We start from the raw sequence: 18,701 nt of genomic DNA, 5'->3' as shown, positions 1-18,701 counted from the left end.
GGCATTGCAGACACGGAAGCTGCGGATACGGGTTTCAGCGGGCCTCGATCTCGGCCTGCAGCTGTCCACCCACAATAGACACTTCCCGCCACTGCGTACCGTCGCGGATCACGAACAAGGCATCCATACCGCGTTCCTGGGCCAGCCGTGGCCCCTCGACTTCACCGAGTACCAGCAGCGCGGTGGCCCAGGCGTCGGCCAGCATGCAGCTGCTGGCCACCACACTGACCGAGGCCAGACGATTGCGCAGGGGTTCGCCCGTCGTCGGGTCGAGGGTATGGGCGTAGGAATGCCCGGCGATGTCCACCCACCGGCGGTAGTCGCCGGAGGTGGCAATGGCCGCATCTTCCAGTTCCATTACCCCCATCACTTGGCGTTCGCCGCGCAGGGGTTTTTCCACGGCCACGCTCCAGGGCTGGCCCCCGGGCTTGCGGCCCCGGGCGCGCATTTCGCCGTCGATCCCTACCAGGTAGTCGCGGATGCCGGAGGCTTCCAGGGCCCGGGCCAGCTCATCGACGCCAAAGCCCTTGGCGATGCCGTTGAGGTCCAGGCGCAGTTTGCCGCGCTTGCGCAGGCGGTGGCGCCTGGGCTCCAGCACCAGGGCGCTGGTGGCCGGGCAGCGACGCTGCCGGCCCAGTTCACGCAAGGCCGGCAGGTCCAGGGTCCGTGGCGTGGGGCCAAAGCCCCAGCTCTGGACCAGATCCCCCACGCCAATCTCGAAGGCACCGCACGATTGCTCGCTGACCCGCAGCGCCGTGGTGATGACGCTCATCAGCTCCCGGGGCACGCTGATCCAGCGATGCCGGGGCGCGGCGTTGAGGCGGTTGAGATCGGACTGGGGGTTCCACCCCGACATCTGCTGCTCGACCCGCGCCACGGCCTGGGCCAGACGCTCGCCAAGGTCCTGGGTGGCGAAGCCCGGGGCGGCGTAGAACAGCGCGCTGTAGCGGCTGCCCATGGTCGGGCCGTTGAGGCTGTAGCGCTGCAGTGCGGCGGTTTCAGTAGACATCTTCACGGTAACGTCCTTGGGCCTTGAGGGTCAGTACGCTGAGATTGAGCGGGGCCAGCACTTCGTCCAGGGCCAGCATCACGCCCTTGGCCATGTCCCGGCTGCCGCAGACCAGCACCTGGGCGCCTTTTTCCACCAGCCGGCGCAGTGCCAGGGCATCGGCCAGCAGCCGGTCCTGCACGTAACCGCGCTCCTGGACCTGGGAGAAGGCCGCGCGCAGGGCGGTCAGGCGCCGGTCGGCCAGGTAGCCCTTGAGCTCCGGCTCGTAGAGAAAGTCCGAGGCTGGGTGACGCCCGCCCCAGTACAGGTGCATGGGCTGCCGGGAGCGGTTGCCGCGGATGAACCCCGCCAATGGGCCGATGCCAGTGCCGGCACCGATCAGGATCACCGGCTGCGCGCCTTTAAGCGGACGAAACTGCGGATTGGGCTGGATGAAACCTTGGATTCGCGCGCCCAGGTGCAGATCATGGAGAAAGCCCGAGCATAGGCCGCCCGGGTGCTTGCGCACGCAGATCTCCAGCACCCCGTCGACGCGGCTGCTGGCCAGGGAATAGAAGCGGGGCTGGGTCGTGCCGGGGGGCAGGATGCCCACCAGGTCGCCGGCCTGGAACTCGGGTAACTGTTGCCCGCTGCCGTTGGCGGCCTTGAAGCGCAGGATCCGCGTCGGCGCCTGGACCTGATCGCCATAGGCCACCGACTCCACCAGTTGCCACTCCTGGCAGGGCAGGGCGTGGGCCTGATGCTGCAGGTCCAGGGGCAGGCCCAAGGCCCGGCCCAGGGCCTGGCCCCAGCGGCGGAATTCCTGGGGCGACTGGCGATGGATGTTTTCCTGGGGCAGCAGGCACTGCGCACCGCTGGCGCTCAAGGCCTTGTGTGCCTGTTCGGCAAAGCCGCAGAAACGCGGGAACTGCCGGTCGCCAAAGCCCAGCACGGCGTACTTCAGATCAGGCGCCAGCGGCTGTTGTTGCAGGCGCGCGAGGAAGTCGCTGGCCGAGGCCGGGGCATCGCCGTCGCCGTGGGTGGCGGTGAGGATCAGTAACTGGCGGGCCTTGGGGTAGTCGCTACGCAGCTGGTTCATCGGTGCGCTGTGGACCTTGCGTCCTGCCGCCACCAGGGCCTGCTGCAGGGTCCGGGCAAAGCCCCAGGTGCTGTTGTTTTCGCTGCCCACCAGGATCACGCAGTCGGCGGCGTCGGCCGGGCAATTGTCGTCGATCGCCACCGCGTCGCGCCGCCGGCGCCACCACAGCCACAGGCCGGTGAGGCTCATCAGCGGTACCCCCAGGGCGCACACGCCCAGCAGCAGGCCCAGCCACCACAGGCCTTCCCCGGTGTGCAGTCGATAGATGAGCGCATCAAGCTGCTGCATCCCGCTGTCGGGTTGGAAGGCCAGCAGGGCACCGCTGGCCGGATCGACATAACCTTGGCCGCTGCGGGTGTGCAGGCTGTACAGGTCCTTGGGGTTGCCAGGGTCGGGGTAGACCAATTCGCGCAGATCGTTGAGGTCCAGGGCCTGCAGCGCCGCGAGGCTGGCCACCGGCAAGGCCGGGCCGGCGCTGATCGGGGGCGGCAAGGGCGGTTGGTTCTGGCCGTCGTCGGCGATCAGGCCCAAGGTGCCGGCCGACAGGTACAGCCCGCTCAGGGCCGACAGCAGCAGGCCAAGGATCGTCAGACGTCCCACTTCGGCGTGCCAGCGCTGGCTGAAATTGCCGCGCAACGGCCGCAGCAGCTTGCCCCAGCCACCGGCGCGGCGAGCCAGCAGCACGGCGCCGGACGCCGACAGCAACAGCATTGCCAGGGCGCCCAGGGCCGACACGATATGCCCCGGGGTGTCGAGAAACAGCGAGCGGTGCAGTTCCTTGACCCAGCGGGCCAAGGCCGAGGGCGTGTAGGGCGCGAGCAGCGCACCGGTCTGTGGATCGACGCGGCTGGCCAAGGTCTGGCCATGCTCTCGGTGATAGACGATCAGCGTGCCCGAAGGCGTGCGGCGGATCTGCTCGATCCCGCCCAGCTGGCCGGCCACGCGCCCGGCCAGTTGCGCCACGCTGATGTCGGCCGCCGCGGGGGGCGCCTGCAGGCGTTCCAGGGCCGGGATCAGCGCCAGGGTCGCGCCGCTGATGGCCAGCAGCATCACCAGCAGGGCGGCCAGCAGTCCGGGAATTGAGTGCAACGAGCGCAACATGGTCGGGCCTCCTCAAGGCGCAGGGCTTACAGGTCGTAGCGCAGCGACTGCACATAGGTGCTGCCGCTGGCGGGCTGGCCTGCGCCCTTGAGTGTCAGGGGCAGGACCACGTCCGCGCGCACATCGCGCTGGTCTTCCACGGCGCTGTCGATGCGGATCTGATAGCCGGCGTCGATCAGGCTGTCCGCCAGATCGGCGCTGACGGTCAGGGTCTCGCCGCTGCCCACGCTGGCGCCGCTGACGCCGTCGTACTGACCGGCAACCGTGCCGCCACCGCGGGCCCAGTCCGGCAGGTGCTTGTAGTACTTGGCCTTTTTGCCGGCGACCCACAGGGTCTTCTGGTAGGCGCCGTTGGCGTCGGTGAGGTAGATCGCCAGGTAAGCACCGTTGCCGCTGTAGGGCTTGAGCTGGGTGGTCAGGGTCACTTCACGGGCCTGGGCCAGTGCTGGCAGGGCCAGGGCCGCGGTGAGGCAACCGGCGACGACAAGCTTGTTCATGAGGCTGTCCTTTTTGCTGAATGTGGCTGCAGCCTGGGCCGGTTAGCTGACAGCAACCTGAAGGCCGGGGAAAAACTTCAGGTCGTGGTGCTCTCGGCGACTCGGGCTTTTGCTGATCTGCCTCGCATCCCGCGGGCGCGACACTGGCTACCCTGATCAGGCCGGCGGCGTCTTCAGATTCGCGTCAGGTTCAGCGGTTAAGGTGCAGCACCACACAGGTACAGGAGAACGTCGATGCGGGTGTTATTGGTCGAGGATGCGACAGGGCTGGGGGATGCGGTGCGCGAGCAGATTGCCGACGATGGCCACGCCGTGGACTGGGTGCAGCGCCTGGAGCAGGCCCGGGCCAGTGTCGCCAGCACGCCCTATGACCTGATCCTGCTGGACCTGATGCTGCCTGACGGGCGCGGCCTGGAGTTTCTGCGTCAGCGCCGCAGCGCCGGGGATGTGACCCCGGTGATCATCCTCACCGCCCAGGACCAGATTTCCGAGCGCATCGCCGGGCTCAACGCCGGCGCCGACGATTATCTGGTCAAGCCCTTCGACCTGTTCGAACTGTCGGCGCGGGTCGCCGCGGTGGCTCGGCGCTACAGCGGCAACCCCAACCCGCAGATCCGCCTCGGCGAGCTGCAGGTGGACCTGAGTGCCCGCACCGTGCAGCGCGGCGGCAGCATCATCGACCTCACTGCCCGCGAATGGGCGGTGTTCGAGGCCTTTGTCCAGCGTCCCAGCGCCTTGCTCTCCAAGTCGCAGTTGGAGGAGCGGCTGTATGCCTTCGGCGCGGAAATCGAAAGCAACACCATCGAGGTCTACGTCAGCCGCCTGCGCAAGAAGCTCGGCCGCGAACTGATTGAAACCGTGCGCGGCATGGGCTACCGGCTGATGCCCGCATGAAGCGTCCCATCAGCCTGCAAAAACGCTTGAGCCTGGGCCTGACCCTGGGCATGACCCTGCTCTGGCTGGGGGCTACCGCCGGCACCTGGCTGGTGGTCCAGCACGAGCTGGATGAAACCTTCGACAGCGCCCTGGAGGCCACTGCCCAGCGCATCCTGCCCCTGGCCGCGCTGGAGATCGGCAACCGTCGCGGGCCGCGTCGGGCGCGGCACGTGGCGACTCTGAAGATGGACAGCGAGTACCTGACCTACCTGGTGCGCGATGCCGAGGGGAGAATCCTCATGCGCTCCCACGACGCCAAACTGAAAATCTTCAGCCACCGCCCAAGCCCCGGCTTCAGCACCACGGACAAATACCGCCTGTACAGCGCCAGCATCGAGAACGACTCGATCGTCATCGAAATCGCCGAGCCCCTGGCCCACCGTCGCGAAGCCTCGCGGGAGGCGTTGCTGGCGTTGTTGCTGCCCTTGCTCGGGCTGATTCCCATCAGCCTGCTGGGCACCTGGGTGTTCGTGCGCATCAGCTTGCGCAGCGTGCTGGCATACCGGCGGGCGGTGGAATCCCGGGGTGTGGGCGACTTGTCACCGATCAAGGTGGCGCGCCTGCCGGCGGAAATCGATCCCCTGGCCGAGGCGGTCAATCATCTGCTGGAGCGCCTGCGCAAAGCCCTGGAAGCGGAGCGTAGCTTCACTGCCAACAGCGCCCATGAACTGCGCACGCCCCTGGCCGCGACCCTGGCGCAGATCCAGCGCCTGCGCCAGGAAGCCCCAGAGGGCCCCTTGCAGGTGCGGGCGGCGAAGATCGAGAACGCCCTGCGGGAACTGGCCAGGCTCTCGGAAAAGCTCATGCAGCTGGCCAAGGCAGAGGGCGGCGGGCTGCTCTCGCAAACCCCCGAGGACCTGATTCCGTTGCTGGCCCATGGCGTGGAGGAGTGGAATCGCGGCGCGGCGGCGCGGATCAACCTGCAGTTGCCGGAGGCGGCCCGGGTGTGCACGGCCATCGATCCGGACGCCTTTGGCATCCTGCTGCGCAACCTGATCGAGAACGCCCTGAAATATGGCGATCCGGCGCAGCCGGTAGAGATCAGCCTCGGCGCCGACGGTTGCTTGCGGGTGATCAATGGCGGGCCGCGGGTGCCGGCGGAGGTACTGCAACGCCTGACCGAACGTTTTGTGCGTGGCAACAGCGAAACCAGCGGTTCGGGCCTGGGCCTGGCGATTGCCCAGAGTATCGTCCACGGCGTCGGCGGCCAGTTGCACCTGGCCTCACCGGCCAGTGGCCGCGACGACGGCTTCGAAGTTCGCGTGCACTTTCCCCTGGAGAGGCCGAGCCAATCGTAGGCGCTGGCTTGCCAACGAAGGCGCCGGTTGGATCGGTGCAAGGCTTGCGGGCCTGTTCGCCGGCAAGCCGGCTCCTACGCAATGGGCTGCCGCTGAGCGAGCGTCTGTAGGAGCTGGCGGGCCAGCGAAGGCGCCGTTTGGGGCGGTGCAAGGTTTGCGGGGTTACTCGCCGCGAATGTACTGCTCCAGCTGGCGGATCAGGTCGGCCTGTTCGGCAATGGCTTCCTTGACCAGGTCGCCAATGGACAGCAGGCCCAGGAGTTGGCCGTTCTCCACCACCGGCAGGTGGCGCAGGTGGCTGTCGGTCATGATGCTCATGCAGGTTTCCACGCTCTGGTGGGAGTCCACGGTGATCACCGGCGAGCTCATGATGGCGCTGACCGGGGTGCCCACCGAAGAGCGCCCGTGGAGCACCAGTTTGCGCGCATAGTCGCGCTCGCTGATGACCCCAACCACTTGACCGTTCTCCATCACCGGCAAGGCGCCGACGTTTTTTTCGGCCATCAGCATCAGCGCTTCCAGGACCATCTGGTGCGGGGCGATGGTGTGCACTTGCTGGTTGTGCTTGGCCTTGAGTTTCAGCAGTTCTGCGACGCTCTTCATGGGGCGCTCCGAGGGTTCTACGTGGGGCGGCGATGCGCCGCCCTGAGGGGTTGTTAAAGAATCGTAGAGACTGGGCCCGTCGGCAAGGCTGAAAACGGCAGATAAACGGCGAAAAACGTCAGCCCGGGGGATTTTTTTTTCATCAGCGCCCCGATAAAGGGGGCGTTGCCTTCAGAGGAAGCGCTGCAGAGAGAAACTGCCCAGGTCGATCTCGCTGTGCCCGTCCACCTGCAACTGGGCCAAGGCTTCGCCAATCGCCGCCGAGTGCTTGAAACCATGACCGGAGCAGGCACTGACCACGGTGACGTGGGCAAGGTGCGGGTGGCGGTCGATGATAAAGCCCGAATCCGGAGTCACGGTGTAGGCGCAGACGCTGGCCTTCACCAACTCCGGCGCCAGCCCGGCGATATGCGGCGCTACCAGCTCGTGGAACAGGCGCTGGGCGTCGGCGAGGCTGGGCTGGCGGTCGAGGCTGTCCGGCTGGCTGCTGACGCTGTATTGCTCGGTGGCGATCTTCACGCTGCCTTCGCCGGGAATCGGTGGGAAGCCATAGCAGGTGTCGATATCGTCGGCGCTGTGGAGGATGAAGCTCGGCGAGCGGGCTGGGTAGTGTCGGGGCTCATCGAGGCGGAACCAGTACAGCTGCTGACGGCAGACCTGCAGCAGGGCGTCGAAGGGCGCGCCGAGCAGCTGCGCCGACCACATGCCGGCGCTGACGATGACTTTCCGGGCCTTGATCGGCGAGCCGGTGCTGATGATCTCCACGCCCCCGGCGTCGGACTTGAGCTCCTGCACGGTCTGGCCGGTGATCAGGGTCGCCCCCAGTTGCCGGGCCCTGGTCAGTTGCGCGTCGATGCAGCGTTCCGGGCGGACAAAACCACCGCCGGGCTCGAAGTAGCCCCGGGCGCTGTCATCCAGCGGGGCGAACTGCGGGAAGCGTTGACGGATCTCGGTGGCGTCCAGCACTTGGTGCTCGATGCCATAGCGCCGGGCCAGTTCGATGCTGTTGTCGGTGAAGTCCCGGGCGTCCGCCGGCCGCAGCGGATCGGTGCTGGCGGTCATCACCAGCACGCCGCACTGCTCGAACAACTGCACATCCAGTTCGGCTTCCAGCTCGCGCCAGATCTCTTGCGAACGGATCGCCAGGGGCACGTAGGCCGCGCCTTCGCCCACGGCCTGGCGGGTGATGCGCGTGTCGCCGTGGCTGGAGCCCTGATCATGGGGCGGGGCGAAGCGGTCGATGCCCGCCACCTTGACCCCGCGCTTGGCCAGTTGATAGAGGGTGGCGGCGCCCATGGCGCCCAGGCCTACAACGACAACATCGAATTCGGGTGTCTGCACGGCAAGATCCTTGAAGGGTGGCGGCTCAGCGACGGTTGATCGTGGCCAGGGTCATGGGCGCGATGATCCGGTGGAACGGCGCCACCGGCAGCATGTACAGGCGCCCCAGGCGGTTGTGCGGATGCACCACGGTGCTCAGCACCACCGGGCGCAGGCCCTCGGCGGTCAGGGGCTGGAGGTTGAGCGACAGGTGCACGTCCAGGTGCTTGTCGCGGTCCACCACCAGCACTTCGTCGGGGCTTTGGGAGATCAGGGTGAAGATGCCGACCCGGTCGCCGGGCTGGTAATCCTCGTCGGGGCGCGCCAGGTCGATGCGGGTCAGGCGCCCCAGGTCCTTGAGACCGAACAACTGCACCACGCGGTTGCGCAGGCCCATCATGCGGTCGATCCAGGCCGGAGTCTGGCTCATCAGGCACAGCAGGTGGCGCATGGCGCTGCGCTCGGGGTCCTCGGCCAGGGTGCGGCGACAGTCGATGAAGCTCGCCCCCGGGGCCAGGGCAGCGATGCTGGAGTCACTGGGCAGTGGGCAAGGGTGAACAGCGGTTTTCATCGATACGGCTCCCTGTAGAACTGGCGGCTGGGGCTGTATGCCGATCAGCCACGCCAGAAGCGGCAAAAAATACCACTTCCAGGAGCGGGGAACAGCCTGTTGCAGCGACAGGGGCCGCAGGCCCCTCTGCTGCCTTCAGGATCGCTGCGTTTGCTGCGTCGATATGCCGCCCAAGCCGTTCGCAGCCTGCGGCAGCAGGGAAGGCAGAGAACGCAAAAAAGGCGCCCGAAGGCGCCAAGGATTCACCCCAACCGAGGGAGCTGGGTGAAGCCGTTCGCAGGAGTGTCGCGGTGGTAAGGCGCGACATGAACGGAAAAAGGGCAGCCGTGCCCGCCCGCGGCGGGCACCTTGGATCATTTACCCAGCTTGATCCTGGTCCAGCCGCGGTTCATCACGCGCTGGATGGCAATCGGCTGGTCCGGCACCGCGTACAGGGTGGCCAGTACCTCTTGTGGCGGGTAGGACGCCGGGTCGTTGCGGATCGCTTCGTCCACCAGTGGCGTGGCCGCCGCGTTGGCGTTGCTGTAGCCGAGGCTGTTGGTGACCTCGGCGATGATGTCCGCGCGCATCAGGAAGTTCATGAACAGGTAGGCGTTGTCGACGTTGGTGGCGTCCTTGGGGATGGCCATCATGTCGTAGAAGCTGCCGGCGCCTTCCTTGGGAATGCTGAAGGCGACCTTCTCCTTGTTGCCGGCCTCTTCGGCGCGGGAACGGGCTTGCAGCACGTCGCCGGAGTAACCCACGGCCACGCAGATGTTGCCGTTGGCCAGGTCCGAGATGTACTTGGAGGAATGGAAGTAGGTCACCGAAGGCCGGATCTTCATGAACAGTTCCTGGGCTTCGAGGATCTGCGCCTTGTCCTTGCTGGTCACCGGGTAGCCCAGGTAGTGCAGGGCGGCGGGGAGCATCTCGGTGGGCGAGTCGAGGAAGCTGATGCCGCAGGCCTTGAGCTTCTCGGCGTTCTCCGGCTTGAACAGCAGGTCCCAGGAGTTGATCGGGGCATCAGTGCCCAGGGCCGCCTTGACCTTGTCCGGGTTGTAGCCGATGCCGATCGAGCCCCACATGTAGGGGAAGGCGTGGGCGTTGCCCGGGTCGCTGGCGGAGGCGTTCTTGAGCAGCACCGGGTTGAGGTTCTTCCAGTTGGGCAGCTTGGACTTGTCCAGTTCCTGGTAGACCCCGGCCTTGATCTGCTTGGCCAGGAAGCTGTTGGACGGCACCACGATGTCGTAGCCGGACTTGCCGGTGAGCAGGCGCGCTTCCAGGGTTTCGTTGCTGTCGAAGACGTCGTAGGTGACATGGATGCCGGTTTCGGCCTCGAACTTTTTCAGGGTGTCCGGGGCGATGTAGTCCGACCAGTTGTAGACGCGCAGCACTTTGTCGTTGGCTTGAGCGCCGGTCAACAGTGCGCCCATCAAGGACACTGAGAGCAGGGTTTTGGCGAACAGTGTCCTGCCAGGCATTTTCATTACTACAACTCCATTTCTTATTGTGCAGATTGCTGCGTTTGCAACTCGGGGGTTCGGGTGAGCCTTTTTCGCCAGCAAGCTGGCTCCTACAGGTTTGGGTTATCCGTAGGAGCCAGCTGGCTGGCGAAGAGGCCGTCAGGCCGTCGCCGGCGCGGGTACCGCAGGTTTTTTCGCCGCCGGTGGCTGCCAGGATTCGTTGGCGGTGAAGTCCATGGCTTCCTGGATCGCCCGCTTGCGTGCCGCTTCGGCGCGACGGCCGAAGTACCAGACCAGGAAGGTCACCAGCGATACCGCCAGCAGGATCAGGCTGGCCACGGCATTGATCTCGGGTTTGACCCCCAGGCGCACCGCCGAGAACACTTCCATCGGCAAGGTGGTGGAACCCGGGCCGGAAACGAAGCTGGCCAGCACCAGGTCATCCAGGGATAGGGCAAAGGACATCATGCCGCCGGCCGCCAGCGACGGCGCGATCATCGGGATGGTGATCAGGAAGAACACCTTGAACGGTCGCGCTCCCAGGTCCATCGCCGCTTCTTCGATGGACAGGTCCAGCTCCCGCAGGCGCGCGGAGACTACCACGGCCACGTAGGCGGCGCAGAATGTGGTGTGGGCGATCCAGATGGTGACGATGCCGCGTTCCATGGGCCAGCCGATCAATTGCGCCATGGCCACGAACAGCAGCAACAGCGACAGGCCGGTGATCACCTCGGGCATCACCAGCGGTGCGGTGACCAGGCCGCCGAACAGGGTACGGCCCTTGAAGCGCGTGACCCGGGTCAGCACGAAGGCCGCCAGGGTGCCCAGGGCCACCGCCGCCACGGCGGTGTAGCAGGCGATCTCCAGGGAGCGGGCCACCGAGCCCATCAACTGCTGGTTGTCCAGCAGGCCGACGTACCACTTGATTGACCAGCCGCCCCACACCGTCACCAGCTTGGAGGCGTTGAACGAGTAGATCACCAGGATCAGCATCGGCAGGTAGATGAACAGCAGGCCCAGCACCAGCATCAGTTTGGAAAATTCGAAGCGTTTCATGCCCGTGCCTCCATCTCTTTGGCCTGGCTGCGGTTGAACAGCAGGATCGGAATAATCAGGATCGCCAGCATCACCACCGCCAGGGCGGAGGCCACCGGCCAGTCACGGTTGTTGAAGAATTCCTGCCACAGCACGCGGCCGATCATCAGGGTTTCCGGGCCGCCCAGGAGTTCCGGAATCACGAACTCGCCGACCACCGGAATGAACACCAGCATGCAGCCTGCGATGATGCCGTTCTTGGCCAGGGGCACGGTGATCTTCCAGAAGTTGTTGAAGTTGCTCGACCCCAGGTCTGACGCGGCTTCCAGCAGGCTCTGGTCATGCTTGACCAGGTTGGCGTACAGCGGCAGCACCATGAACGGCAGGTAGGCGTAGACCACGCCGATATAGACGGCGGTGTTGGTGTTGAGGATTTCCAGCGGCTGGCTGATCAGCCCGGTCCACAGCAGGAAGCTGTTGAGCAGGCCGTTGTTGCTGAGGATGCCCATCCAGGCGTAGACGCGGATCAGGATCGCGGTCCAGGTCGGCATCATGATCAGCAGCAGCAAGACGTTCTGCGCTTCCTTGCTGGCCTTGGAGATGGCGTAGGCCATGGGAAAACCCACCACCAGGCACATCAGGGTGCTCAGCAGCGCCACCTTCAGCGAGCCCAGGTAGGCCGAGAGGTACAGCTCGTCGCCGGCCAGCATGGCGTAGTTGCCGAGGTTCAGCAGCAGCTGGAATTTCTGCTCGGCGTAACTGTAGATCTCCGAGTAGGGCGGGATCGCCAGGGCCGCTTCCGAGAAGCTGATCTTCATCACCAAAAAGAACGGCAGCATGAAGAACAGGAACAGCCAGAGAAAAGGAATGCCGATCACCAGCTTGCGCCCGCTGGGCAGCATACGGAACAACTTCTGATTGAACGTGCTCATGGTCGCAGTCCTCATGCCCGCAGCACCACGCCGCTGTCGTCTTCCCACCAGACGTAGACCTGGTCGTCCCAGGTCGGCCGCGCGCCACGGCGCTCGGCGTTGGCCATGAACGACTGGACGATCTTGCCGCCGGGCAGCTCGACGTAGAACACCGAGTGGCCGCCCAGGTAGGCGATGTCGTGCACCTTGCCTTTGGACCAGTTGTAGCGGGCGTCGGGCTTGAGGGTGGTGACCAGCATCTTTTCCGGACGAATCGCGTAGGTCACCGACTTGTCCTGCACCGAGGTGCTGACCCCGTGGCCGACGTAGATCTGTTGCTCAAGGTCCGGGCAGTCGATGATGGCGTAGCCTTCCAGGTCTTCGGTGACGGTGCCGTCGAAGGCGTTGACGTTGCCGATGAATTCGCACACCAGGCGGCTCACCGGCGCCTCGTAGATGTCCACCGGGCTGCCGGTCTGGGCGATCCAGCCCAGGTGCATGATGGCGATGCGCTGGGCCATGGTCATGGCCTCTTCCTGGTCGTGGGTCACCATCACGCAGGTCACGCCCACGCGTTCGATGATTTCCACCAGTTCCAACTGCATCTGCGAGCGCAGCTTCTTGTCCAGGGCGCCCATGGGTTCGTCCAGCAAGAGCAGCTTGGGGCGCTTGGCCAGGGAGCGGGCCAGGGCCACGCGCTGGCGCTGGCCACCGGACAACTGGTGCGGCTTGCGTCGGGCGTACTGGGTCATGTGCACCAGCTTGAGCATTTCCTCGACCCGGGCCTCGATCTCGGCGGGCGGCAGGCGGTCCTGCTTGAGGCCGAAGGCGATGTTCTGGGCCACGGTCATGTGCGGGAACAGGGCGTAGGACTGGAACATCATGTTGATCGGCCGCTCGTAGGGCGGCATGTCGGTGATGTCCACGCCATCCAGCAGGATGCGGCCCTCGGTGGGGCGTTCGAAGCCGGCGAGCATGCGCAGCAGGGTGGATTTGCCGGAGCCGGAACCGCCCAGCAGGGCAAAGATCTCGCCCTGGTGGATCTCCAGGGACACATCGTCCACGGCCACGGTTTCATCGAACTTCTTGGTCACGCGGTCGATCTTGACCAGGACCTTCTGCGGGCTCGGGGTGCCTTCGAGGGCCTTGCGGTAAGTGCTGGAGGCGTTTGCCATGTGAAACTCCCAACAGGTGTCAGCAGCCTGGCCAATTCGGCCGGGCCTAAAGGTTGATTGCCAGCCCGCAGGGGGGGCGGGCTGATTCGGCGCTGCCTTCCTGGCGGCCTGACGCTATTTGTTGTTGTGGTCTTGCCGTTTGCTGCTCACGCCGGACGTCGGGCGCGCACAGGCGCGCTCGCCGCGGGGCAGGGCGTGGTGAATCTCGTTGAATGCCTGGAAGGCCGCCGCAGCGGCCGGGGTTTGCCGGTTAGCGGCGTTGCGCGGCCCGTTGCCGGCAGGCGTCGCCAAAGGCCTGGAAGATTCGCAGGTAGGCCGGGTTCGACAGCACCTGCCATTCCGGGTGCCACTGCACGCCGAAGGCAAAGGCTGTGCTGTGTTCCACCGACAGCGCCTCGATCAGGCCATCCGGTGCCACGGCCTCGACCCGCAGGCCGGGGGCCAGGCGGTCGACGCCCTGGCTGTGGATCGAGTTGACCTGGATCTCGCCGGCCAGGCCCATGGCCTCGAACACGCCGCCGGGCTGGATCGCCACCGGGTGCGCCGGGGCGTACTGCACTTCGATGCGCGGGTCGTCGGCTTCGCGGTGGTCCATGTAGCCCGGCAGTTCATGCACCTTCTGGTGCAGGCTGCCGCCGAAGGCCACGTTCATTTCCTGGAAGCCGCGGCAGATGCCGAGCACTGGCACGCCAGCGGCAATCGCCGCGCGCAGCAGGGGCAGGGTGGTGGCATCGCGTTGCGGGTCGTGGGCGGTGCCCGGTTCGCTGGGCGTGCCCTGGTAATGGAAGGGTTCGACATTGGATGGCGAGCCGGTAAACAGCAGCCCGTCCATGTTGTGCAGCAGATCGTCGATATCGATCAGATCCGCCAGGGAAGGAATGATCAGGGGCAGGCCCTCGGCCGCGACGCTGACAGCACGCAAGTACTTGTCGCCGCTGACGTGGTAGGGGTGCAGGCCGATCTCTTTGACGCACGCAGTAACGCCGATCAATGGCTTGAATGCCATTTTTATCACCTCGAAATTCACGCTGGAACGAGTTTTTCCAGAGCTTATCCTCGTTGATTTTAATTAACAACTTCCATGTAAAAAATTCTAAACGTTAATCGTCCGAAACCCGCAGCTGGTGCGGATTGCGCCGGTTATTTGTCTCTAGTGGAGCAAAATAATTGACGAAAAGCCACTGTTGCTGGCTATTGACTCCGGTTTTTCTTTCGGGTTGACTGCTGGCGTGTCACAGCAGTGAACATAATAATTAACACAATAGGTGCATCATGTCGGTCCCCCCGCGTGCCATTCAACTCAATGAAGCCAATGCCTTCCTGAAAAAACACCCCGAGGTTCTCTACGTCGATCTGCTGATTGCAGACATGAACGGTGTGGTGCGCGGCAAGCGCATCGAGCGCACCGCGCTGCACAAGGTCTACGAGAAGGGCATCAACCTGCCAGCCTCGCTGTTTGCCCTGGATATCAACGGCTCCACGGTGGAAAGCACCGGCCTGGGCCTGGACATCGGCGACGCCGACCGCATCTGCTATCCGATCCCCGGCACCCTGAGTGTCGAGCCCTGGCAGAAGCGCCCCACCGCGCAACTGCTGATGACCATGCACGAGATTGAAGGCCAGCCATTCTTCGCCGACCCCCGCGAAGTGCTGCGCCAAGTCGTCACCAAGTTCGACGAGCTGGGCCTGACCATCTGTGCCGCCTTCGAGCTGGAGTTCTACCTGATCGACCAGGACAACGTGAACGGCCGTCCACAGTCGCCCCGTTCGCCGATTTCCGGCAAGCGTCCGCAGTCGACCCAGGTCTACCTGATCGACGATCTGGACGAATACGTCGACTGCCTGCAAGACATTCTCGAGGGCGCGAAAGAGCAGGGCATTCCGGCCGACGCCATCGTCAAGGAAAGCGCCCCGGCGCAGTTCGAAGTCAACCTGCACCACGTCAGCGACCCGATCAAAGCCTGCGACTACGCGGTGCTGCTCAAGCGCCTGGTGAAGAACATCGCCTACGACCATGAAATGGACACCACCTTCATGGCCAAGCCTTACCCGGGCCAGGCGGGCAACGGCCTGCACGTGCACATCTCGATCCTCGACAAGCAGGGCAACAACATCTTCGCCAGCGAAGACCCGGAAACCAACGAAGCCCTGCGTCACGCCATCGGCGGCGTGCTCGACACCCTGCCCGAGCAGATGGCCTTCCTGTGCCCCAACGTCAACTCCTACCGCCGCTTCGGCGCGCAGTTCTACGTGCCGAATTCGCCGACCTGGGGCATCGACAACCGCACCGTGGCCGTACGCGTACCCACCGGTTCTGCCGATGCGGTGCGCATCGAGCACCGGGTGGCCGGCGCCGACGCCAACCCTTACCTGCTGATGGCTTCGGTACTGGCGGGCATTCACCATGGCCTGACCAACAAGATCGACCCGGGCGCGCCGGTTGAAGGCAACTCCTACGAGCAGAACGAACAAAGCCTGCCCACCAACCTGCGGGACGCCCTGCGCGTACTGGACGACAGTGAAGTGATGGCCAAGTACATCGACCCGATGTACATCGACGTGTTCGTGGCCTGTAAGGAAAGCGAGTTGGCGGAGTTCGAAAACTCCATCTCCGACCTGGAATACAACTGGTACCTGCACACGGTCTGATGACCGTGTCACTTCCTGTCTTGAGTATTTGCCATGACTAAATCCCGCAGCGACTGGGAGCAGTACTTCCAGTCCCTCAGCCTCGAAGGCCGTGCCTTTATCGACGGCCAGTACTGCGCCGCCGCCAGCGGCGCCACCTTCGAATGCCTGAGCCCGGTGGACGGGCGCTTCCTGGCCAACGTTGCCAGCACCGATCAGGCCGATGCCGATCGTGCGGTGGCGGTGGCGCGCCAGGCGTTCAACAGTGGCGTCTGGTCGAGCAAGGCCCCGGCCGAGCGCAAGCGCATCCTGCTGCGCTTCGCCGACCTGATCCTTGCGCACCAGGAAGAACTGGCGCTCCTGGAAACCCTGGACATGGGCAAGCCGATTGGCGACTCCATGAGTATCGACATTCCAGCCACGGCCAACGCCATCCGCTGGAACGCCGAAGCCATCGACAAGCTCTACGACGAAGTGGCGGCCACGCCCCACGACCAGCTGGGCCTGGTGACCCGGGAGCCGGCAGGCGTAGTGGCGGCCATCGTGCCGTGGAACTTCCCGCTGATCATGGCCAGCTGGAAGTTCGCCCCGGCCCTGGCGATGGGCAACTCGTTCATCCTCAAACCATCGGAAAAGTCGCCGCTGACCGCGATCCGCATCGCCCAGCTGGCCCTGGACGCCGGCATCCCCAAGGGCGTGTTCAACGTCCTGCCGGGCTACGGCCACACCGTCGGCAAGGCCCTGGCCCTGCACATGGACGTGGACGTGCTGGCCTTCACCGGCTCCACCGCCGTGGGCAAGCAACTGCTGGTGTATTCCGGCGAAAGCAACATGAAGCGGGTGTGGCTGGAGGCCGGCGGCAAGAGCCCCAACGTGGTGTTTGCCGACGCCCCGGACTTGCGCGCCGCGGCCGAAGCGGCGGCCGCGGCCATTGCCTTCAACCAGGGCGAAGTCTGCACCGCCGGCTCGCGCCTGCTGGTGCAGCGCTCGATTCGCGAGCAGTTCATCCCGCTGCTGGTGGAGGCCCTCAAGGGCTGGAAGCCGGGCCATGCCCTCGACCCGCAAACCCGGGTCGGCGCGGTGGTGGACCAGCGCCAGCTGGACAACGTGCTGCGCTATATCGACATCGGCAAGGAGCAGGGCGGGCAACTGCTGGCCGGTGGCGTCCGTACCCTGGAAAGCACTGGCGGCCTGTATGTCGAGCCGACGATCTTCGACGGCGTGACCAACGCCATGACCATCGCCCGGGAAGAGATCTTCGGCCCGGTGTTGTCGGTGATCAGCTTCGATACCGAAGAAGAAGCGCTGCAGATCGCCAACGACAGCATCTTCGGCCTGGCGGCCGGGGTCTGGACCGCCGACCTCAGCCGCGCCCACCGCTTCGCCCGCGGCCTGCGGGCCGGCAGCGTGTGGGTCAACCAGTACGACGGCGGCGACATGACCGCGCCGTTCGGCGGCTTCAAGCAGTCCGGCAACGGCCGCGACAAGTCGTTGCACGCCTTTGACAAATACACCGAGCTCAAAGCGACCTGGATCAAGCTCTAACTCTTATAACAACAGCGGCGGCGGGCCTGGGCCCGTACCCGCTGGGGAATTTCTCATGCAAACCTACGTGAACAGCTACTACGCCGCGACCCGCAACCAGACCACCGACTACCCGCAACTCGAAGAGAGTGTGGAGTGCGACGTCTGCGTGATCGGCGCCGGTTATACCGGTCTGTCCTCGGCCTTGTTCCTGGCGGAAGCGGGCTACAGCGTCACCGTGCTCGAAGCGGCCAAGGTCGGCTTCGGCGCCAGCGGGCGCAACGGCGGGCAACTGGTCAACTCCTACAGCCGCGACGTGGACGTGATCGAAGAACGCTACGGCGAAAAAAGCGCCGAAGTGCTCGGCAGCATGATCTTCGAAGGCGCCGACATCATCCGCCAGCGCATCCAGCATTACGACATCCAGTGCGACTACCGCCCCGGCGGCATCTTCGCCGCCCTGAACAACAAGCAGCTCAAGGGCCTGGCGGAACAGAAACGCAACTGGGAACGCCTGGGCAATCACAACCTGAAGCTGCTCGACAAGGCGCAGATCGACCGCGAAGTCGGCACCAGGAACTACATCGGCGGCCTGCTGGACATGCAGGGCGGCCACATCCATCCGCTGAACCTGGCCCTGGGCGAGGCCAGCGCCATCATCGGCCTGGGCGGCAAGATCTTCGAACAATCGGCGGCGGTGGAAATCACCTACGGCGAACCCAACGTGGTGCGTACCGCCAAGGGCCTGGTGCGCGCCAAATACCTGCTGATCGCCGGCAACGCCTACCTGCAGCAAGACCTCGATCCACGAGTGACCCGCAAGAGCATGCCCTGCGGCTCGCAGATCGTGGTCACCGAGCCACTGCCCGAACAACTGGCCCGCAGCCTGATCGCCAACAACTACTGCGTGGAAGACTGCAACTACCTCCTGGACTACTTCCGTCTCACCGGCGACAACCGCCTGTTGTACGGCGGTGGCGTGGTCTACGGCGCCCGGGAACCGGACGACATCGACCAGTTGATCCGGCCGAAGATCCTCAAGACCTTCCCCCAGCTCAAGGATGTGAAGATCGACTACCGCTGGACCGGCAACTTCCTGCTGACCATGTCGCGCATGCCGCAATTTGGCCGGATCGAAAAGAACGCCTACTACATGCAGGGCTACAGCGGCCACGGCGTCACCTGTTCGCACCTGGCGGGCAAGCTGATTGCTGAAATGATCCGCGGCGACGCCGAACGCTTCAACGCCTTCGCCTCCCTGCCGCACATGCCGATGATTGGCGGGCGCACCTTCCAGGCCCCACTGACCGCCATGGGCGCCGCGTACTACGCCCTGCGCGACCGCTTCGGCATCTAAATGCACGTCACGGCTACAGCCCCCACTCTGTAGCCGCTGCCGCAGGCTGCGACGAGGTCCGCAGGACCTCCCGACGCTCCCCGACAGCACCCACATTTCCACTGCGACACCCCTCATCGCCAGCCTTTACAGCTTGCCTGTCAAACATGTTTAAATAGCCGCCTTTTCAGGCTCCAGGGCAGCCAAATCGCGATCCTCGCGACCCAACCGCCGCAA

Annotated in this window: 16 protein-coding genes; 5 read left to right on the top strand and 11 right to left on the bottom strand. The window is 65.1% G+C overall.

The genetic code is table 11. The features are described 5' to 3' along the window. Window positions 1-34: 34 nt before the first annotated feature. Genes J5M73_RS08195 through J5M73_RS08185 form a run of 3 tightly spaced genes read right to left on the bottom strand, consistent with a single transcriptional unit; the run spans window position 35 to window position 3,685 of the window. Window positions 35-1,009, bottom strand: coding sequence for an FAD:protein FMN transferase (locus J5M73_RS08195; protein ID WP_180988606.1), 975 nt, complete (start codon window positions 1,007-1,009; stop codon window positions 35-37). Further along, entirely contained in the window at window positions 999-3,188 is a 2,190-nt protein-coding gene (locus J5M73_RS08190) for a PepSY domain-containing protein (protein WP_102864192.1), read from the bottom strand. The genes J5M73_RS08195 and J5M73_RS08190 overlap by 11 nt, the downstream gene beginning before the upstream one ends. A gap of 26 nt (window positions 3,189-3,214) precedes the next feature. Further along, on the bottom strand, window positions 3,215-3,685 hold the full coding sequence (locus tag J5M73_RS08185; RefSeq protein WP_102864193.1) for a DUF2271 domain-containing protein: 471 nt from the start codon (window positions 3,683-3,685) through the stop codon (window positions 3,215-3,217). A 234-nt stretch (window positions 3,686-3,919) separates the two neighbouring features. Between J5M73_RS08185 and J5M73_RS08180 the strand changes: the two genes are divergently transcribed. Together J5M73_RS08180 and J5M73_RS08175 are read left to right on the top strand one after the other, a co-directional pair. Further along, window positions 3,920-4,579, top strand: a complete 660-nt coding sequence (locus J5M73_RS08180; RefSeq protein ID WP_102864194.1) for a response regulator transcription factor — start codon at window positions 3,920-3,922, stop codon at window positions 4,577-4,579. Continuing rightward, entirely contained in the window at window positions 4,576-5,919 is a 1,344-nt protein-coding gene (locus J5M73_RS08175) for a HAMP domain-containing sensor histidine kinase (protein ID WP_102864195.1), read from the top strand. The genes J5M73_RS08180 and J5M73_RS08175 overlap by 4 nt, the downstream gene beginning before the upstream one ends. 162 nt (window positions 5,920-6,081) lie before the next feature. Here J5M73_RS08175 and J5M73_RS08170 read toward each other — a convergent pair whose 3' ends face one another. The 8 genes from J5M73_RS08170 to J5M73_RS08135 all read right to left on the bottom strand — a co-directional run bounded on the left by J5M73_RS08170 (window position 6,082) and on the right by J5M73_RS08135 (window position 13,982). Next, entirely contained in the window at window positions 6,082-6,522 is a 441-nt protein-coding gene (locus J5M73_RS08170) for a CBS domain-containing protein (protein WP_102864196.1), read from the bottom strand. 171 nt (window positions 6,523-6,693) lie between these two features. Continuing rightward, a complete protein-coding gene (solA, locus tag J5M73_RS08165) occupies window positions 6,694-7,863 on the bottom strand; it encodes an N-methyl-L-tryptophan oxidase (protein WP_207815370.1) in 1,170 nt (389 codons plus the stop codon). A gap of 25 nt (window positions 7,864-7,888) precedes the next feature. Then, entirely contained in the window at window positions 7,889-8,413 is a 525-nt protein-coding gene (locus J5M73_RS08160) for a DUF2867 domain-containing protein (protein WP_060838658.1), read from the bottom strand. A 353-nt stretch (window positions 8,414-8,766) separates the two neighbouring features. Beyond that, window positions 8,767-9,873 carry a polyamine ABC transporter substrate-binding protein gene (locus J5M73_RS08155; RefSeq protein ID WP_308811068.1) on the bottom strand — a complete coding sequence of 369 codons (1,107 nt, stop codon included), beginning with the start codon at window positions 9,871-9,873 and terminating at the stop codon, window positions 8,767-8,769. 141 nt (window positions 9,874-10,014) lie between these two features. After that, the gene (locus J5M73_RS08150; protein ID WP_060838660.1) at window positions 10,015-10,911 is read right to left on the bottom strand and encodes an ABC transporter permease subunit; all 897 of its coding nucleotides are present in this window, start codon (window positions 10,909-10,911) and stop codon (window positions 10,015-10,017) included. Next, a complete protein-coding gene (locus J5M73_RS08145) occupies window positions 10,908-11,789 on the bottom strand; it encodes an ABC transporter permease subunit (RefSeq protein ID WP_207815392.1) in 882 nt (293 codons plus the stop codon). Before J5M73_RS08145 ends, J5M73_RS08150 begins: the two co-directional genes overlap by 4 nt. A gap of 44 nt (window positions 11,790-11,833) precedes the next feature. Then, window positions 11,834-12,976, bottom strand: a complete 1,143-nt coding sequence (gene potA, locus J5M73_RS08140) for a polyamine ABC transporter ATP-binding protein (RefSeq protein WP_060838662.1) — start codon at window positions 12,974-12,976, stop codon at window positions 11,834-11,836. A 250-nt stretch (window positions 12,977-13,226) separates the two neighbouring features. After that, window positions 13,227-13,982, bottom strand: coding sequence for a gamma-glutamyl-gamma-aminobutyrate hydrolase family protein (locus J5M73_RS08135; RefSeq protein WP_102864202.1), 756 nt, complete (start codon window positions 13,980-13,982; stop codon window positions 13,227-13,229). A 266-nt stretch (window positions 13,983-14,248) separates the two neighbouring features. On the opposite strand from J5M73_RS08135, the gene J5M73_RS08130 reads away from it, so the two are divergent. The 3 genes from J5M73_RS08130 to J5M73_RS08120 are packed head-to-tail and all read left to right on the top strand — an operon-like array spanning window position 14,249 to window position 18,485. After that, the gene (locus J5M73_RS08130) at window positions 14,249-15,625 is read left to right on the top strand and encodes a glutamine synthetase family protein (protein WP_102864203.1); all 1,377 of its coding nucleotides are present in this window, start codon (window positions 14,249-14,251) and stop codon (window positions 15,623-15,625) included. 33 nt (window positions 15,626-15,658) lie between these two features. Next, window positions 15,659-17,149, top strand: coding sequence for an aldehyde dehydrogenase (locus J5M73_RS08125; RefSeq protein WP_207815368.1), 1,491 nt, complete (start codon window positions 15,659-15,661; stop codon window positions 17,147-17,149). A gap of 55 nt (window positions 17,150-17,204) precedes the next feature. Further along, the gene (locus tag J5M73_RS08120) at window positions 17,205-18,485 is read left to right on the top strand and encodes an FAD-binding oxidoreductase (protein WP_115582129.1); all 1,281 of its coding nucleotides are present in this window, start codon (window positions 17,205-17,207) and stop codon (window positions 18,483-18,485) included. Window positions 18,486-18,701 lie beyond the last annotated feature (216 nt).

The organism is Pseudomonas sp. 50_B (genome assembly GCF_017491625.1).
GTDB classification, from domain to species: domain Bacteria; phylum Pseudomonadota; class Gammaproteobacteria; order Pseudomonadales; family Pseudomonadaceae; genus Aquipseudomonas; species Aquipseudomonas danubii.
This window is presented reverse-complemented; position numbering and strand designations above follow the sequence as displayed.

Excerpts from the sequence above, each read along its gene's own strand:
- potA (WP_060838662.1), bottom strand. The coding sequence starts at position 12,976 with ATGGCAAACGCCTCCAGCACTTACCGCAAGGCCCTCGAAGGCACCCCG.
- J5M73_RS08190 (WP_102864192.1), bottom strand. The coding sequence starts at position 3,188 with ATGTTGCGCTCGTTGCACTCAATTCCCGGACTGCTGGCCGCCCTGCTG.
- J5M73_RS08160 (WP_060838658.1), bottom strand. The coding sequence starts at position 8,413 with ATGAAAACCGCTGTTCACCCTTGCCCACTGCCCAGTGACTCCAGCATC.
- J5M73_RS08175 (WP_102864195.1), top strand. The coding sequence starts at position 4,576 with ATGAAGCGTCCCATCAGCCTGCAAAAACGCTTGAGCCTGGGCCTGACC.
- J5M73_RS08135 (WP_102864202.1), bottom strand. The coding sequence starts at position 13,982 with ATGGCATTCAAGCCATTGATCGGCGTTACTGCGTGCGTCAAAGAGATC.
- J5M73_RS08185 (WP_102864193.1), bottom strand. The coding sequence starts at position 3,685 with ATGAACAAGCTTGTCGTCGCCGGTTGCCTCACCGCGGCCCTGGCCCTG.
- J5M73_RS08150 (WP_060838660.1), bottom strand. The coding sequence starts at position 10,911 with ATGAAACGCTTCGAATTTTCCAAACTGATGCTGGTGCTGGGCCTGCTG.
- J5M73_RS08130 (WP_102864203.1), top strand. The coding sequence starts at position 14,249 with ATGTCGGTCCCCCCGCGTGCCATTCAACTCAATGAAGCCAATGCCTTC.
- J5M73_RS08170 (WP_102864196.1), bottom strand. The coding sequence starts at position 6,522 with ATGAAGAGCGTCGCAGAACTGCTGAAACTCAAGGCCAAGCACAACCAG.
- J5M73_RS08180 (WP_102864194.1), top strand. The coding sequence starts at position 3,920 with ATGCGGGTGTTATTGGTCGAGGATGCGACAGGGCTGGGGGATGCGGTG.
- J5M73_RS08155 (WP_308811068.1), bottom strand. The coding sequence starts at position 9,873 with ATGCCTGGCAGGACACTGTTCGCCAAAACCCTGCTCTCAGTGTCCTTG.
- J5M73_RS08120 (WP_115582129.1), top strand. The coding sequence starts at position 17,205 with ATGCAAACCTACGTGAACAGCTACTACGCCGCGACCCGCAACCAGACC.
- J5M73_RS08195 (WP_180988606.1), bottom strand. The coding sequence starts at position 1,009 with ATGTCTACTGAAACCGCCGCACTGCAGCGCTACAGCCTCAACGGCCCG.
- J5M73_RS08125 (WP_207815368.1), top strand. The coding sequence starts at position 15,659 with ATGACTAAATCCCGCAGCGACTGGGAGCAGTACTTCCAGTCCCTCAGC.